This window comes from Patescibacteria group bacterium, assembly GCA_041651355.1.
GTDB lineage: Bacteria > Patescibacteriota > Patescibacteriia > Patescibacteriales > UBA12465 > JAPLVX01.
In genome coordinates this window covers 515,539-530,325 of sequence record JBAZJK010000001.1, presented here as the reverse complement: position 1 = coordinate 530,325, position 14,787 = coordinate 515,539, and the positions used below count along the sequence as shown (strand labels likewise).

15 protein-coding genes are annotated in these 14,787 nt (G+C 43.6%); all 15 read left to right on the top strand.

The genetic code is table 11. The features are described from left to right. The 15 genes from WC441_02750 (at window position 1) to WC441_02680 (ending at window position 14,786) form a co-directional block, all read left to right on the top strand. A complete protein-coding gene (locus tag WC441_02750; protein ID MFA5163428.1) occupies window positions 1-483 on the top strand; it encodes a flavodoxin in 483 nt (160 codons plus the stop codon). Then, the gene (gene cysS, locus WC441_02745) at window positions 461-1,876 is read left to right on the top strand and encodes a cysteine--tRNA ligase (GenBank protein MFA5163427.1); all 1,416 of its coding nucleotides are present in this window, start codon (window positions 461-463) and stop codon (window positions 1,874-1,876) included. Before WC441_02750 ends, cysS begins: the two co-directional genes overlap by 23 nt. Next, entirely contained in the window at window positions 1,876-2,799 is a 924-nt protein-coding gene (locus WC441_02740) for a tRNA-dihydrouridine synthase (GenBank protein ID MFA5163426.1), read from the top strand. Before cysS ends, WC441_02740 begins: the two co-directional genes overlap by 1 nt. 1 nt (window position 2,800) lies before the next feature. Further along, the gene (gene tsaB / locus WC441_02735) at window positions 2,801-3,175 is read left to right on the top strand and encodes a tRNA (adenosine(37)-N6)-threonylcarbamoyltransferase complex dimerization subunit type 1 TsaB (GenBank protein ID MFA5163425.1); all 375 of its coding nucleotides are present in this window, start codon (window positions 2,801-2,803) and stop codon (window positions 3,173-3,175) included. Between the two features lie 210 nt (window positions 3,176-3,385). Beyond that, a complete protein-coding gene (gene mraZ / locus WC441_02730) occupies window positions 3,386-3,817 on the top strand; it encodes a division/cell wall cluster transcriptional repressor MraZ (GenBank protein MFA5163424.1) in 432 nt (143 codons plus the stop codon). A 1-nt stretch (window position 3,818) separates the two neighbouring features. Further along, window positions 3,819-4,709: a 16S rRNA (cytosine(1402)-N(4))-methyltransferase RsmH gene (rsmH, locus tag WC441_02725; GenBank protein MFA5163423.1), complete on the top strand. Its 891-nt coding sequence runs from the start codon at window positions 3,819-3,821 to the stop codon at window positions 4,707-4,709. A gap of 33 nt (window positions 4,710-4,742) precedes the next feature. Beyond that, a complete protein-coding gene (locus tag WC441_02720; protein MFA5163422.1) occupies window positions 4,743-5,078 on the top strand; it encodes a hypothetical protein in 336 nt (111 codons plus the stop codon). A 2-nt stretch (window positions 5,079-5,080) separates the two neighbouring features. Then, window positions 5,081-7,039: a penicillin-binding protein 2 gene (locus tag WC441_02715; GenBank protein ID MFA5163421.1), complete on the top strand. Its 1,959-nt coding sequence runs from the start codon at window positions 5,081-5,083 to the stop codon at window positions 7,037-7,039. Between the two features lie 2 nt (window positions 7,040-7,041). Further along, a complete protein-coding gene (murF, locus tag WC441_02710; protein MFA5163420.1) occupies window positions 7,042-8,283 on the top strand; it encodes a UDP-N-acetylmuramoyl-tripeptide--D-alanyl-D-alanine ligase in 1,242 nt (413 codons plus the stop codon). An 18-nt stretch (window positions 8,284-8,301) separates the two neighbouring features. Continuing rightward, complete coding sequence (locus WC441_02705) at window positions 8,302-9,156, top strand: NAD(P)-dependent oxidoreductase (protein MFA5163419.1); 855 nt, start codon at window positions 8,302-8,304, stop codon at window positions 9,154-9,156. Window positions 9,157-9,160: 4 nt separating this feature from the next. Next, entirely contained in the window at window positions 9,161-9,886 is a 726-nt protein-coding gene (locus WC441_02700; GenBank protein MFA5163418.1) for a sugar phosphate nucleotidyltransferase, read from the top strand. A gap of 2 nt (window positions 9,887-9,888) precedes the next feature. Beyond that, window positions 9,889-10,785: a glycosyltransferase family 2 protein gene (locus WC441_02695; protein ID MFA5163417.1), complete on the top strand. Its 897-nt coding sequence runs from the start codon at window positions 9,889-9,891 to the stop codon at window positions 10,783-10,785. A gap of 115 nt (window positions 10,786-10,900) precedes the next feature. Next, window positions 10,901-11,935: a sigma factor-like helix-turn-helix DNA-binding protein gene (locus WC441_02690; protein MFA5163416.1), complete on the top strand. Its 1,035-nt coding sequence runs from the start codon at window positions 10,901-10,903 to the stop codon at window positions 11,933-11,935. 126 nt (window positions 11,936-12,061) lie between these two features. Continuing rightward, the gene (locus tag WC441_02685) at window positions 12,062-13,576 is read left to right on the top strand and encodes a hypothetical protein (protein ID MFA5163415.1); all 1,515 of its coding nucleotides are present in this window, start codon (window positions 12,062-12,064) and stop codon (window positions 13,574-13,576) included. A 1-nt stretch (window position 13,577) separates the two neighbouring features. Continuing rightward, window positions 13,578-14,786: a glycosyltransferase family 1 protein gene (locus tag WC441_02680; protein ID MFA5163414.1), complete on the top strand. Its 1,209-nt coding sequence runs from the start codon at window positions 13,578-13,580 to the stop codon at window positions 14,784-14,786. Window position 14,787 lies beyond the last annotated feature (1 nt).

Here is a 14,787-nt window from a genome sequence, read left to right as displayed (position 1 = left end):
ATGAAGATTTTAATAGCTTTTTATTCCCGTACCGGCTTAACCAAAAAATTATCTTTGAGCTTAGCGGAAAAGATCGGGGCCGATTTGGAAGAAATTATCGATCATAACCCGCGCTCCGGCGTTTTAGGATATATCGTCAGCGGCCGTGAAGCGATTAGCAAAAAGTTGGCCCAGATTGAAGCGCCTCGTTTAAATCCCGCCGATTATGACTTAGTAATCATCGGCACGCCTCTCTGGGCGGGCACCATGTCTTCGCCGATTCGCGCCTATCTTGATCGCTTCAAAAGTAGCTTTAAGGCCCTAGCCTGTTTTACTACCCAGCAGGGAGTTGGCCAAGAGAAAATATTTAAGATCCTGGCCGATTTTATCGGTCTTAAGCCTTTAGCTGTTATGTCGGTCTTAAGTAAGGAGGTGGTCCGAGGCGATTATCAGGAGAAAATAAATGAGTTTATCAAGCAGTATGAAAAAAATTTATCTCTATAATACTTTAACTAGACAGAAGGAAGAATTCTTGCCTTTGAAAAAGGGGCAGATATCTTTTTATTATTGCGGACCGACCGTCTATTGGATCCAGCATATCGGAAATCTTCGCGGCGCCGTCTGTGCCGATCTGGTTAATCGCAGCCTTTCCTATTTTGGCTATAAGGTGAATATGGTCAGGAATTATACGGATGTCGGCCACTTAAGTTCTGATGAAGACACGGGCGAAGATAAGATGTCCCAAGGCGCCAGTCGTGAGGGCTTGAGTCCGCAGGCGATTGCTCAGAGATATATTGATATTTATGAATCAGATACCTCCTATCTTAATATTTGGCCCCCGAAGTTTAGGCCTCGCGCGACCGATTACATCAAGGAAGATATCGCTTTAGTCAAAACCCTGATGGATAAAGGTTTTGCTTACCAAACCGAATTGGCGATTTATTTTTCTGTAGCCAAGTTTCCTGACTATAACCGTTTGTCCGGACAGGATTTGAGTCAGAATAAGAGCCAGGCTGGACGAGGCGAAGTGATCGACCCGAAGAAAAAAGATCCGGCCGATTTTGCTCTTTGGTTCTTTAAAGCCGGAGTCCATAAGAAAGCTTTGCAGTTTTGGCCTTCACCTTTCTATTCCCCCTTAGTGAAGGATGGAGAAGGCTTTCCGGGCTGGCATCTAGAGTGCTCCGCCTTAGCCAAGAAGTTTTTAGGCGATACGATCGATATACATATGGGCGGAATCGAGCATATTCCGGTCCATCATACTAATGAAATCGCTCAGAGTGAAACAGCTAATGGCCAGAAGTTTGTTAATTATTGGTTACATAATGCCCATCTATTAGTTGATAATAAGAAGATGTCCAAATCGGCTGGTACTAGCTATAGCTTGGCCGAGATTGAAGAAAAACGTTTCATGCCTTTAGCTTTGCGTTATTTTTTCCTCCAAGCCCACTACCGCTCCAACCAGAATTTTACTTGGGAGGCGATGAAAGCCGCCCAGGCTGGACTAGAAAGTTTGTATAAGCGGGTTAGGGAATTAGGCCGTCGGGCCGGTCGGGCAGATAAGGCTTTGCAGAAAAAATTTTTCGAGGCCTTAGCTAATGATTTCAATGTGCCAGCGACATTAGCTCTAGTGCCGGAAATTTTAAAATCTAACTTAGCCGCCAAGGATAAGCTGGCCACACTATACGATTTTGATCGGGTATGGGGGCTTGATTTAGAAAATATTCCTCCCCTCGAAGAAACAGTTTTACCTAGGGAAGTAGAAGAGATAATAGCAGAGAGGGAAACAGCCCGTCGAAACAAGCATTTTACTCGAGCGGATGAATTACGCTGGAAATTGGAAGAACTGGGCTACACTGTAGAGGATGCGGCCGCCTCGAGCCGGGTCAGCAAAAAATAATGTCTAAGAATTTTTGGTCAAATTTAGAGAAGCCGATTTTGGCCTTAGCTCCTCTGGCTGGTTTTACCGATAGCGCCTATCGGCAGATTGCTTCGAGTTTCGGCGCCCAAGTGGTCTATAGCGAGATGGTAAGCGCTACCGCCCTATTTTATGATTCAGCTGAGACGATCAGCCTGATGGATTTTGATTCCAAGAAAGAAAAGAATTATGTCGTCCAATTATTTGGTTCCGAGCCTGAACATTTTGCCCGAGCTGCTAAGATTATAAGCGAGCAGGTGAAGCCGGCCGGCCTAGATTTGAATTGCGGTTGCCCGGTGAAAAAGGTTCTAAAACAAGGAGCCGGGGCGAGCCTGATGTCTGATTATAAAAAAACCAGGCAGATCATAAGGGCTATCTTAGAAACTACTAATTTACCTCTATCGATTAAGATTAGGGCTGGAGCCGGCAAAACCAACGCTTTGAAGTTTTTGGACAAATTGTCCGATTTAGATATTAAGGCTGTCATGATCCATGGCCGGACCTTAGCCGGTGCTTTTAGCGGTCCGGTTGATCTAAAGCTGATTAGAGCCGCCAAGCAACATTTTCCGGGTATCGTTTTAGCTAACGGCGGCATCAATAGCCCGGAGGATATAGATTTAGTTTTGCAAGCTACTCAAGCTGACGGGGTTGGGATCGCACGAGGCGCGATGGGAAATCCTTGGATATTTAAACGACAAGCTCGACCTGGAGTTAAAGAGATTTTCAAACTCATGAAACAGCACGCCAAGCTCGTCCACCAGCTCAAAGGCGATAATGGTTTAGTGGAATTAAGGAAGCATTTGGTTTATTATGTAAACGGCCTAGAGGGAGCATCGCAGCTTCGGGCTTCTTTAGTCAGGGTTAATAGTTTAGCCGATTTAGATAGGGTTTTATTTAATACTTAGTATGATTTTATTTATTAATACTTCGGACAAAGAAAAGATATATCTGCGGCTAGAAAGACGGGTCGGGCAGAAAAAGGAAACGGTTAGCCGTTTGAGTTTAACAGCGCCCCGCCGACAATCAGAGAAGCTCTTGCCGGCTATTCAAAAGTTAATGGGAAAATCCCGGGTTAGCTTGGAGGATTTAAGTGAAATCAGGGTGGCTGCTTCCGGGGGAAGCTTCACGGCTTTGAGGATAGGGATAGCTACCGCTAATGCCCTGGCTTATGCTCTTAAGATCCCGGTTTACCCGATTGGCCAGGAGAAGACTATCAAGAAAAGTCGCGGTCTCCAGATAGTATCCCCAACCTATGATCGTGAACCGAATATCGGGGCCTAGGATTAGAGCCTGTTGATAACTTTTCCTAGAAAAAAGAAAATTTAATAAATTAGAAGAAGCTCTTGTTGATAAGTGCTTCTTTTTTTATTTATTTCTCTTATTTTAGGGCTTTTATGAAGGTTGCCAGGAGGGGCTTAGTGGTGTATAATTATACTTGTCAGGTGAAAAGTGGGGAACAAAGGTGAATCAGTTAATTGCTAATTCGAATATATGTTTATTGGTGAGTATAAACACAATCTTGATGACAAGGGCCGCTTAGCTATACCAGCTAAGTTTCGGGCTATCTTAAAAAAGGGCGCGGTGGTTACCAAGGGTTTGGATAACTGCTTATTTTTATATTCCAAAGAACAATTTGAAAAGATTGCCCAGAAATTCGCCGCCTTACCTTTAAGCCAGGCTAAGGCTCGGGCTTTTAGCCGTCATATGCTCGCTGGTGCTATGGATGTCGAGTTTGATAACCAGGGTCGGATTACTTTGCCAGAATATTTGCGGCAGTTTTCGTCTTTAAAAAAAAGCATAATTATTGCCGGCCTTTATAACCATTTAGAAATCTGGCCGGAAGGAGCCTGGTTGAAATATAAAGCCGAAGCAGAAAAGAACAGTAATGCGATCGCCGAAGAATTAGGAGATTTGGGAGTTTAGTATGTATGAGCACGTCCCAGTAATGATGCCCGAGGTATTGGCTAGTCTCCGAGCGAAACCGGGCGACCTGGTAATTGACGGTACTTTGGGCGGCGGCGGTTATACTCTAGCTTTAGCGCTAGCCGTCGGAGCCAAAGGCCAGGTGTTATCCCTTGACCTTGATGATTTGGCTTTAAAAAACGCCAAAAAGATATTAAAGGAGAAAAAGGTAAAAAACGTTCATTTAGTTAAAGAGAATTTTAAAAATATTAAAGAGGCGGCCAGACAAGTCTTTGGCGAGGGAATCCTGGTTCAGGGAATAGTGGTCGATCTAGGTTTATCTTCAGCCCAGTTAGCTGATGAGAAAAGAGGATTTTCTTTCCAAGGCGATCGGCCGCTTGATATGGCTTTTGGTCATGACGGCCTAGATACGACTGAAATAATCAATACTTATCCCTTGTTAGAGCTCACCCGGGTTTTTAGGGAATACGGGGAAGAGAAGTTCGCTTATCAGATTGCCAAGAGGATCGTAGCCTGGCGCCGAGAAAACAGGATTACCAACACTAAAGAATTGCGAGAATTGATAGTTAGCGCTATTCCGGGGAGATTCCGCCATCAGTCAATCCATCCAGCCACCCGGGTATTCCAAGCTTTAAGGATGGAGACCAATCAAGAATTAAGAGTTTTGGAACAGTTTTTACCGGCCGCTCTGGACCTACTCGCTCCCGGCGGGCGCTTAGTAGTCGTTTCCTTCCATAGCGGTGAAGATCGGATCGTTAAGAATTTTTTTCGAAACCATAGTCAGGAGGAACTGTTGATTGTAACCAAGAAACCACTTGTTCCGAATCAAGCCGAAATTCAGTTCAACCCCCGCTCTCGCAGTGCCAAGCTGAGAGCGGCGATAAAAAGATAATTTTTAAATTAGATATACTAACTAGTCATCCTTATGACCGATTTTAAAAATAAACTAAACGCCACGTCTCGGCCCAAATCAAGGCGCTTATCTTTAAAAATGTTGAATTTAGGGCTTTTTTCCCTAATTTTACTCTTCGGTCTGGCCTATGTCGTCTGTATCAATGATTTAACAGTCAAAGGTTTCGCCCTTAAGGAGTTAAAAGTCCGAGCGACTTCCTTGGCCAATGAAAACCAGGAGATAGAAGACAAGGTAATGGCCATCCAGTCATATAACAATCTAGTGGAGAAGGTTAAAGGCTTGAATATGGTGGCAGTTGGAGAAGTTGATTATCTCACCCTTAATAAGAACATGGTAGCTAAAAAGTAATTATGTGGCGTGATCGGCGGACAAACAATCGAGGCGCGGTCAGCTTTCAAAATAATCGCCTGCATTTAGTGATTGCGATTATTTTTTTATTATGCGCCGCTTTGATTTATAAATTATTCAACCTGCAGATTAAGCAGTGCGATTGGTATACCGCCCTCGCTTCTTCTCAACACCAGATAAACAGCCAGCTGAAGCCCGATCGGGGGAGGATCTTGATTTCCGACCGTTTGAGCGGCCAGGATGATAAGCTCTATCCTTTAGCAAGCAGTAAGGACTTTGCTTTTTTATACGCTGTACCTAAAGATATTACCCAGGCACCAGAATTAGCTGAGAAACTGTTTGAATTTTTTGATCTTGAAGGCTTGAAACAGTTGAAGCCAGAGCAGGAAATAAAGACGGACAGTCAAGCTAGCAGCAGTGAAACGGCTCTTCCCGAGTCCGATTTTGATAGGCAAAAAGAAGAGCTTATTAAAGCTTATTTAGCTAAGTTAGATAAACCCGGCGACCCTTATGAGCCTTTGAAGAATAAGCTGAGCACCGAAGACCTGCTTCGTTTGTATGCTTTTTTGAGCGGGCGGGCTCCTGGCGATTTAGAAATTAAAAACCAAAAAGTGGTCAGTAAGAACGACGGTCAGGAAGTAAGCATTACTGGCCTGGGCTTTGATTTTAAGAAATACCGCTATTATCCCGATAACAATATTGGTGCCCATTTCTTAGGTTTTGTCAGTTATGTTGATGAAGAAGAGAAGGGCCGTTATGGCTTGGAAGAATTCTTTAATGACGAGCTCTTTGGTAAGTATGGCTCCCTGAAATCGGAGCGCGGCGGGACGAGCGAGGTGGTGATTGTTAACGATCGAGAATATGTTAAGCCGGAAGCCGGCTCTGATTTAGTTCTAACCATCGATCGGTCTGTACAATTCGCAGCTTGTGAAAAATTAAGCGAGGCCGTTAAAAAACACGGTGCCGACGGTGGCAGCGTCATCATAGTCGAACCGCAGAGCGGAGCGATTTTAGCGATGTGTTCTGTGCCAGATTTCAATCCTAATAATTATAAAGAAATCAAGGATTTGCAAATCTTTAACAATCCGATTATTTCGCATCAATACGAACCTGGTTCGGTCTTTAAAACCATTACCATGGCGGCTGCCTTGGACCAGGGCAAGGTTTCGCCCTCTACTACTTACCAAGATCCTGGGCAGATGATGATCAAAGGCTGGAATAAGCCGATTAGCAATTCTGATTTCTCAACCAAGGGAGCGCACGGCTTGGTCGATATGAATTTCGTTTTGGAAAATTCCTTGAATACCGGTTCCATTTTCGCTATGCGTACTATTGGCGCCAAAGTCTTTTCCGATTATGTAAAGAATTTCGGTTTCGGTGAGCGTAGCGGCCTAGAACTAGGATCTGAAGCTAATGGTAATATTGATAATCTTTTGAAGAATAAGATTAAGGAAATTGATGCTGCCACCGCCTCTTTCGGGCAGGGTATTTCCGTGACGCCTCTGCAGATGGTGATGGCTTATAGCGCCTTGGCTAATCGGGGCGAACTGATGAAGCCTTATCTGGTCAAAACTATAGTCAGGCCGGACGGTCATAGGGATGAAGTCAGTCCTAAGATGGTCAGAAAGGTGGTGAGCGAAAAGACCGCGGCGACGATTTTGGCGATGTTAGCTAACGTCGTCGAAAGCGGCCATTCCAAACGGGCAGCCTTGAGTGGCTATTATATCGGCGGGAAAACCGGGACCGCTCAGGTTGCAGAAGGAGGCGGTTACGCTAAAGATCGTTATATCCATACTTTTGTCGGCATTGCTCCGATTGACAGCCCGCGTTTCGTCATGTTAACTAAGATTGATAATCCTAAGGATGTCGAATACGCTGAAGGTTCAGTCGTGCCCTTATGGCGCGATATTGCCGATTTTCTCCTTAAATATTATCAGGTTCCTAAGACTAAAGCTGATTAATTATGCGTCGCCTCTTGCAATTAAAACTAAAAATTTTGGCTCGCCTGGTGCTTCAGAAATACCAGCCTCAGATTATCGGGATTACGGGCAGTATCGGTAAGACTAGTGCTAAAGACGCTATTGCCTGGGTTTTGAGTTATAAATTTTCCGTCCGCGCCAGCTATAAGAACTATAACAATGAAATCGGTTTGCCTTTGACGATCTTAGGCCTAGAGTCCGGCGGGCGGTCTATTTCCGCCTGGCTGGCCGTTTTAGCGCGCGCCCTGAAGCTATTAATTTTTACAGACAAGAATTATCCTAAATTTTTAATCTTAGAGATGGGAGTAGATCGCCCTGGTGATATGGACTATCTGACAAAAATCGTCAAACCTAATATCGGCGTCGTCACAGCTGTCAGCCATTCCCATCTGGAATTTTTTGGCAGCCTATCTAAAATCCAGGCCGAAAAACAGAAGTTAGTCGAACAGGTCGATAATAACGGCCTAGTGGTTTTAAATTATGATAACGAAGCGACTAGGGCAATGGCGGAAGCTAGCCGTGCCAAGGTTCTTAGTTATGGCTTCGATCGCGGCGCTGATTTAGTGGCCCAAGAATGGCATGGCCGGAATTTCAAGCTAAGCTATCAGGGCTCGATTGTGCCGGTGTTCATGAAACAAGCTGTCGGCCGGCCGGCTGTCTATGCTGTTTTAGCTGGAGCCGCCCTGGGCTTGCATTACGGACTTAACTTATTGGATATCGCCCAGCGCTTATCGGAATTCAAGCCGCCTTTGGGGCGCTTGAATCTGATCCCGGCTCTTAAGGGCGCAACTATCATCGATGACACTTACAATTCTTCACCCGATTCTGCTTTAGCTGCCCTGGAAGTTCTAGGAGAAATGCCTGCCCGCCGCCGTTGGGCAGTCTTGGGGGATATGTTAGAAATAGGTTCTTATTCCGAATCTGGCCATCGCCAGGTTGGTGAGAAAGTTTCTGAGCTTAAGATAGATTTTTTAATTAGCGTCGGACCGCAATCTCGGTTTAGCGCTCAGGCAGCTCTAGAGAATGGCTTGGATGAAAACCATGTCCATACTTTTGACTCTCCAAGCGAGGCGGCTGATTTCTTGTTAGGTGAGATTGAAAACGAAGACCTTATTTTAATCAAAGGCTCCCAGGGGATGCGGATGGAAAAAGCGGTGAAGGCTATCATGGCCCAGCCTGACCAGGCGAAAGACCTGTTAGTCAGGCAGGGGGCAGAATGGGATTAATTTTTTAGCGAAATTATTATGTCAGTTCTTATTCTAGGCGGCCAGGGCAACTTGGGCACGCAACTCAGTCGGATTTTTTCAGGATCTTTAGCCTGGGACAGGGAAGATCTTGATTTTTTAAATTTCCCCTTACTAGAAGAAAAGATCGGTCAGCTCCGGCCGGAAGTCATAATTAATGCCGTCGCCTATAACGCGGTGGATAAATGCGAACAAGATTCAGAAGAATTAGATTTAGCCTATAAACTAAATCGTGATCTGCCAGAATCTTTGGCTCGAATCGCTATAGCGATAGGGGCGACTTTGCTTCATTACTCTAGTGATTATGTTTTTTCCGGCGATTTAAACAAGCCAAAGTTTAAAGAAGATGATCCGGTTAATCCAGTTAATAAATACGGAGCCAGCAAGGCGGCCGGCGAAGAGGCGATCAGGCGCATAGCGGCTGAGTCTAGTTTGTCTTATTTTATCATCCGCACTTCTAAGCTGTTCGGTCCGCGCGGTGCCAGCCCCCTATCTAAATCGAGCTTTTTTGACATTATGCTGGATTTAGCTCAGAATAAAGAGGAAATAAAGGTGGTAGATGAAGAAAGCAGCTGCTTTACTTATACGCCCGATTTAGCTCGAGCTACTCAAGCTCTGCTTCAGTCCCCCCATCCTGCCGGCATTTACCATATTACCAACTCTCAGGCGGCTAATTGGTTTGAGGCGGCTCAAACGCTGTTTGAGATCAAGGGCCTTAATCCACGGCTTATCGCCATTAAAGGAGCAGATTTAAACCGTCCAGCTCGCCGCCCCCTTTATTCGATTTTAGAAAATAATAACTTGCCTAATTTAAGGGCTTGGCCCGAGGCTTTAAAAGAATATTTAAATCTCTAATATTATGAGAGGCATCATTTTATCTGGCGGCTCAGGCACTCGTTTGCGCCCTCTGACCAAAATAACTAGCAAGCAGCTGCTTCCTATCTATGACCGGCCGATGATTTATTATCCCTTAAATACTTTAATTCGAGCCGGTATCAAGGAGATCTTAATCATTATAGCGCCGGAAAGAGCGGGCGATTATCTTAACCTTTTAGGTAGTGGTAAGGAATTCGGGGTTAAATTCACCTATGAGATCCAGGATAAGCCCGAAGGGTTAGCTCAAGCTTTCATTATTGGTCAGAATTTCATTGATAATGAAGACGTAACCATGATCTTGGGGGACAATATCTTTGAGGATGACTTTTCTGAAGAAATCAAGAATTTTAAGGGCGGAGCGAAAATTTTTGCTAAATCTGTACCCGATCCGGAGCGTTTCGGAGTTGTTAAATTTGATGAGAATAATAAGGCGCAGAAGATAGTAGAGAAACCACAAGAGTATCTGAGTAATTATGCCGTTACCGGACTTTATGTCTATGATAGCCGCGTGGTTGAAATCGCTAAGAACATGAAACCCAGCGAGAGAGGGGAACTGGAAATAACGGATTTGAACAACTGGTATTTAGAGAAGAATGAATTATCAGTTGCCATGGTTGAAGGCGAATGGCTTGATGCTGGGACTTTCGACAGCCTGCTTAAAGCTCAAAATTTCGCTAAAGAAAAATTGTCTGGAAAAATGATCATATAGCTATGAAATTAGCGGTCGGGTTTTTAACTTATAACGAATCTAGTGCTCGTTATTTGCCGGATTTTTGGCCGAGCCTTCAATCAGCCTTGTCTGTTTGGGGTGGAGATTATAAGGTTCTGGTCGGCGATAATAGCGAATCAGCGCTTAACCCGAACGCTGTTTTTTTTAATTTCGCAGACCCTAAGCTAGAATTTATTTGGAATCGCGCTAATTTGGGTTTTTCTAAAGGCTATAATCGTTTGATCGCCCGAGCTCGGGAATTAGAGGCGGAATATTTTTTGGTGATAAATCCTGATACGGTTTTAGATAAAGAGGCTATCAAGGAATTAATCAGTGCTTTAGACAGAGATTTGAATTTAGCTTCGGCTAGCCCTAAAGTCCTAGATTTGCATTCTGGCCGGATTGATACCTTGGGTCTGGTCTTAAAACCGGGTTTACGTTTTGCTGATTATGGCCAGGGCCAAGAGGATAAAGGAGACCAGCCGTCGATTATTGGCCCCTCAGGGGCCGCTGGCCTGTTCCGTATGTCTGCCTTGGAGAGCATTAAGGAGAAAGGCCAATATTTTGACGAAAGGATGTTCATGTATAAAGAAGATTGCGACCTAGCCTATCGGCTTTTTAGCCGTGGTCAAGTTTCGCGTCTGGTTCAGGAGGCGGTAGTGTATCATGACCGTAGCGCTCGCGTTTCCGATCCCGGCCTTTTGGGGATAATAAAGGGACGGAAAAGTAAGAGCCGTCAGATAAGGCAATGGTCTTTCCAAAATCAACGCTTGATCTGGCGCAAGCACTGGTCAAAACAAAACTTAAAAAACAAAATCATTATTTTATCCCTCCGCTTTTTAAGCTATTTATGGGCAATATTTTTTGAAAGATTTTTGTTTAATAATAGGAAAAAATAGTCAAAATAGCTTATATTAGTCAATTATGCTTGACTAATATAAAATATTATGATAGATTGAGATTACTCTAAATCAAATTTTAATTAAATATAGTCAAGGCTATATTTTTCCTTTTATGGAAAACTTATTAGAAAAAATCATTAAGGAAGAAAAAACCGAAGAAATAAACCGTTTAAACGCTATCACTATTGTCGGTAACCTCTTCGCTGATTTAATGGATCGTGAAAAAGACATTATTTCCCGTCGTTTTGGTTTTGACGGTGGCGAAGGCGAAACCTTGGAAAAGATCGGTCAGATGCATAAGCTGACTCGGGAACGGGTACGCCAGATCGAGGCGGCCAGCATCAAGAAGATCAAAAAACTAGAAAGTTTAGAAGGTCATATCGGTGCTTTAAAAGAAACGGTGAAGCATTTAGTGAGTGAACACGGCGGCCTGATGCGCCAGGATTATTTATTAGATATCTTGACCGTTATCTGCTTAGAGTTAAGCGGCCAGACTGAAGGGGCGGATTATGAGAAGAATCGCGCGATATATAAAAATCATTTTCATTTCCTTATTTCTCGTATTTTGCAAGATGATTTAGAAACCATGGAAAACGCGGATAATTTTAACCCAGCTTATCGTCTTAAGGATCATGATTTAAACCATTTAGAAGATATTACCAGTGATTTATTAAAGAAGGTTGACGGTTTGAAAAAGACTGTCAGTACTGAAGAACTCTTGGATCTTCTGAAGAATTCAGAGGCTTATACTAAGCATCAGGAGAAACTGAAACGTGATTCCGATTTAGATATCACTAAAGTGTTTAAAAGCCAGATTTTTCCGGATAAAGCCGAAATTATCAATAATAATAAGATTTTATACTCCCTCATGCAGGCGATTCGTAACTTGGAACAGAATAAGTATGGCCATTGGGGCCTAGCTGACTGGAAGGAGATCAAGCCCAAGACAATCAACGACAAGATCTATCTAGTCCTGAAGAACCAAGGTGACCCTATGCATTTTACCGAGATCGCCAAAAAGATTAATGAAGTCAAATTCGATAAGAAAACAGCCAATGCTGCTACCGTCCATAATGAACTCATTTTGGACAACCGCTATGTCCTAGTCGGCCGCGGCGTTTATGGCTTAAGAGAATGGAAAAAATAAGTCAATTGCCTCATTAAGTATAGATAAGAAAACCGTCCTTTAGGGACGGTTTTTTGTTAGCGCTTTTATTTTGTTATTTTCTATAAAACATGATAAAATATGAGAGTTAATAATTTTGCAATCCTTATGGATTTAACGATTGATTGGGTGTCTTGGCAAAATTTATTCCAACAGTCACCGGGCCTTTTGCTTTGGCATTTTTTTATTACTATCGGCTGGATTCCGATCGCTATCATGTTTTTGTTAGCTAATCGGACCTTGTGGCTTTATTCCCGCCGCCTTAAATGGTCAGCTAATAATAAGTTTATTTTATTGGCGATCGATTTGCCTTCTAACAACGAGCAATCGCCCAAAGCGGTTGAGAATATGTTTTCCTATCTGGCTGGCGCTCATGGGACCCAAAGTTTTTTTGAAAAATGGTTCGGAGGCGAGTATCAACTAGCTTTCAGCTATGAAATCGTCAGTATCGAAGGCTATACCCAGTTTTTAATCCGGACCCCTATCCAGTTCCGTAATCTGGTAGAGTCATCGGTCTATTCCCAATATCCCGACGCTGAGATCGTAGAAGTGGACGATTATACCAATAATGCGCCCAAAACTTTTCCGGACGAAGAATATGATATCTGGGGAACAGAGTTTATCCAGTCGTCAAGCCAGATATTTCCGATTAAGACTTATCCTGATTTCGAACACCAATTCGGCCCCTCGGAAACCCAGTTTAAGGATCCGATGGCCACTTTAATGGATCTGTGTAGTAGCTTGCGGGCCGGGGAGCAGCTATGGTACCAGATTATCGTTATTCCCACCGGCTTCGATTGGATCAAGGAAGCTGATGTCGAGGCGGATAAGATACTAGGTAAAGTCAAGAAAGACGTCAGTTTGGGCAATAAGATCGTAGACCGATTCATGGTCTTTGTTGATTGGTTGAGCGAATCAATCATCAGTCTTTGGGGAGATATTGAAGCGGAAAAGAAGGAAGAGAAGTCAAAGACGATGATGGATCTGAAGCCGAAAGAAAAAAACCAGATGGAGGGCGTATATCGCAAGGCCGCGAAGTTGGCTTTTGAAGCTAAGGTAAGAGTGGTTTACTTAGCTCGTAAAGACGTTATCAACAAAGCCAAGGTAGCTAATGGCATAGTGGGATATATGAAGCAGTTTGCGGCTCTAGATTTAAATTCTTTTAAGCCGGATTTGAACTATACGATGACTAAGACGTCTTATTTCATGAAAGATTCTCGTTTGAATGCCCGTAAAGCTAGGATTATAAATAATTACATCCGCCGTGATTCCTGGGGCGGTCGCAAGGCTGGCTTATATACCATCGAAGAATTAGCGACCATCTGGCATTTCCCGATTGAAGCGAGCGTGAGGGCGCCGATGATCCAAAAAGCTTCAGGCCGCAAGGCTGACGCCCCTTCATCTTTGCCGATTTCTGAAGATATAACCGATAATGCTCAAGATTTGTTATTCGATAGAGTTCCGGAAGCCGCGCCAGGAGTCTTGGAAAACCTGGAAGAAGAAATGATCATTAAGGAGCCAGAGGTTTTAATGTCCAGCCAAGCCCTGGAAAATCCGTCTCAATCCAAGCCTAAAACAGTGATCGAGAAAGCTTCGCCGCCGCCTAATTTACCTACAGCTTGATATGCCGGCACCAGAGCAGAAAAAAATAAGGTTGGCTGTTGATGCCCGGTTCTATGGCCCCCTGGGCAAAGGCTTGGGGCGATATACTCAAGAGATAGTCGATAATATCATAAAGATCAGCCAGGCGGATGAGTCGAGGCCTTTTGAATTTATAATTTTTCTAAGTCCTGACAATTTTGATGAATTCTTAAGCGATGACCCCTTGGTTAAGAAAATAAAACTTAATTTCCGTTGGTATTCTTTGGCCGAGCAGATATTGTTTCCTTGGCGCTTAACTAAAGAAAAGGTAGACCTTATTCATTTTCCTCATTTTAACGTGCCGATCTTAACCCCTAAGCCTTTTATCGTCACCATCCATGATTTAATTCTAACCAAGTTTCCTACCCGTCGGGCCAGCACTTTATCACCCCTGATGTACTTTCTGAAAAATATCGCCTATCGCCTGGTCATCTTAGCAGCTATCAAGCGGGCTCGTCAGATAATTACGGTTTCCCAGTTTACTAAAAATGACATTATCGATAAATTCAAAGTCAAAGCTTCTAAGATTACTGTGACTTATGAGGGCGTAGCTAATCTGAGCCATGGCCACGATTCTTTGTTTGTAGCTAAAATGGCCGACCAAGAAGTTCTGGCTAAATATAATATCAGTCGTCAATTCCTATTATACGTTGGTAATGCCTATCCCCATAAGAACCTAGAATCTCTTATCCGGGTGTTTATGGAGCTCAGAAAAGACAAGCCGGATTTGCGCCTAGTTTTGGTGGGTAAAGACGATTATTTTTATCGGCGAATCAAAGAATATGCTAGCAGCCATAATCTGTGGCAGGCGAATAATATTAACAGCCCGGTAATTTTTCCCGGTTACGTGCCTGATAGGCAATTAGAAATCATATATCAGAGAGCCGCGGCTTATGTTTTTCCCTCATTTTATGAGGGTTTCGGTTTACCGCCCTTGGAAGCGATGGCTAAAGGATGTCCAGTCCTGAGCTCAAATCAATCCAGTCTGCCCGAAGTCTTAGGGGAAGCAGCCCTTTATTTTAACCCTTATCAGGAAGAAGATTTTATCGCTAAAGCCAAAATTATTCTGGATAATCAGGGATTACGCCAGTCTTTGATAGAGAAGGGTTATCAGCAAGCCAAGCTGTATAATTGGTGGGAGTGCGCCCGAGAAACCCTGGATGTTTATAAGCGCAGTCTAAAGATCCATTAAA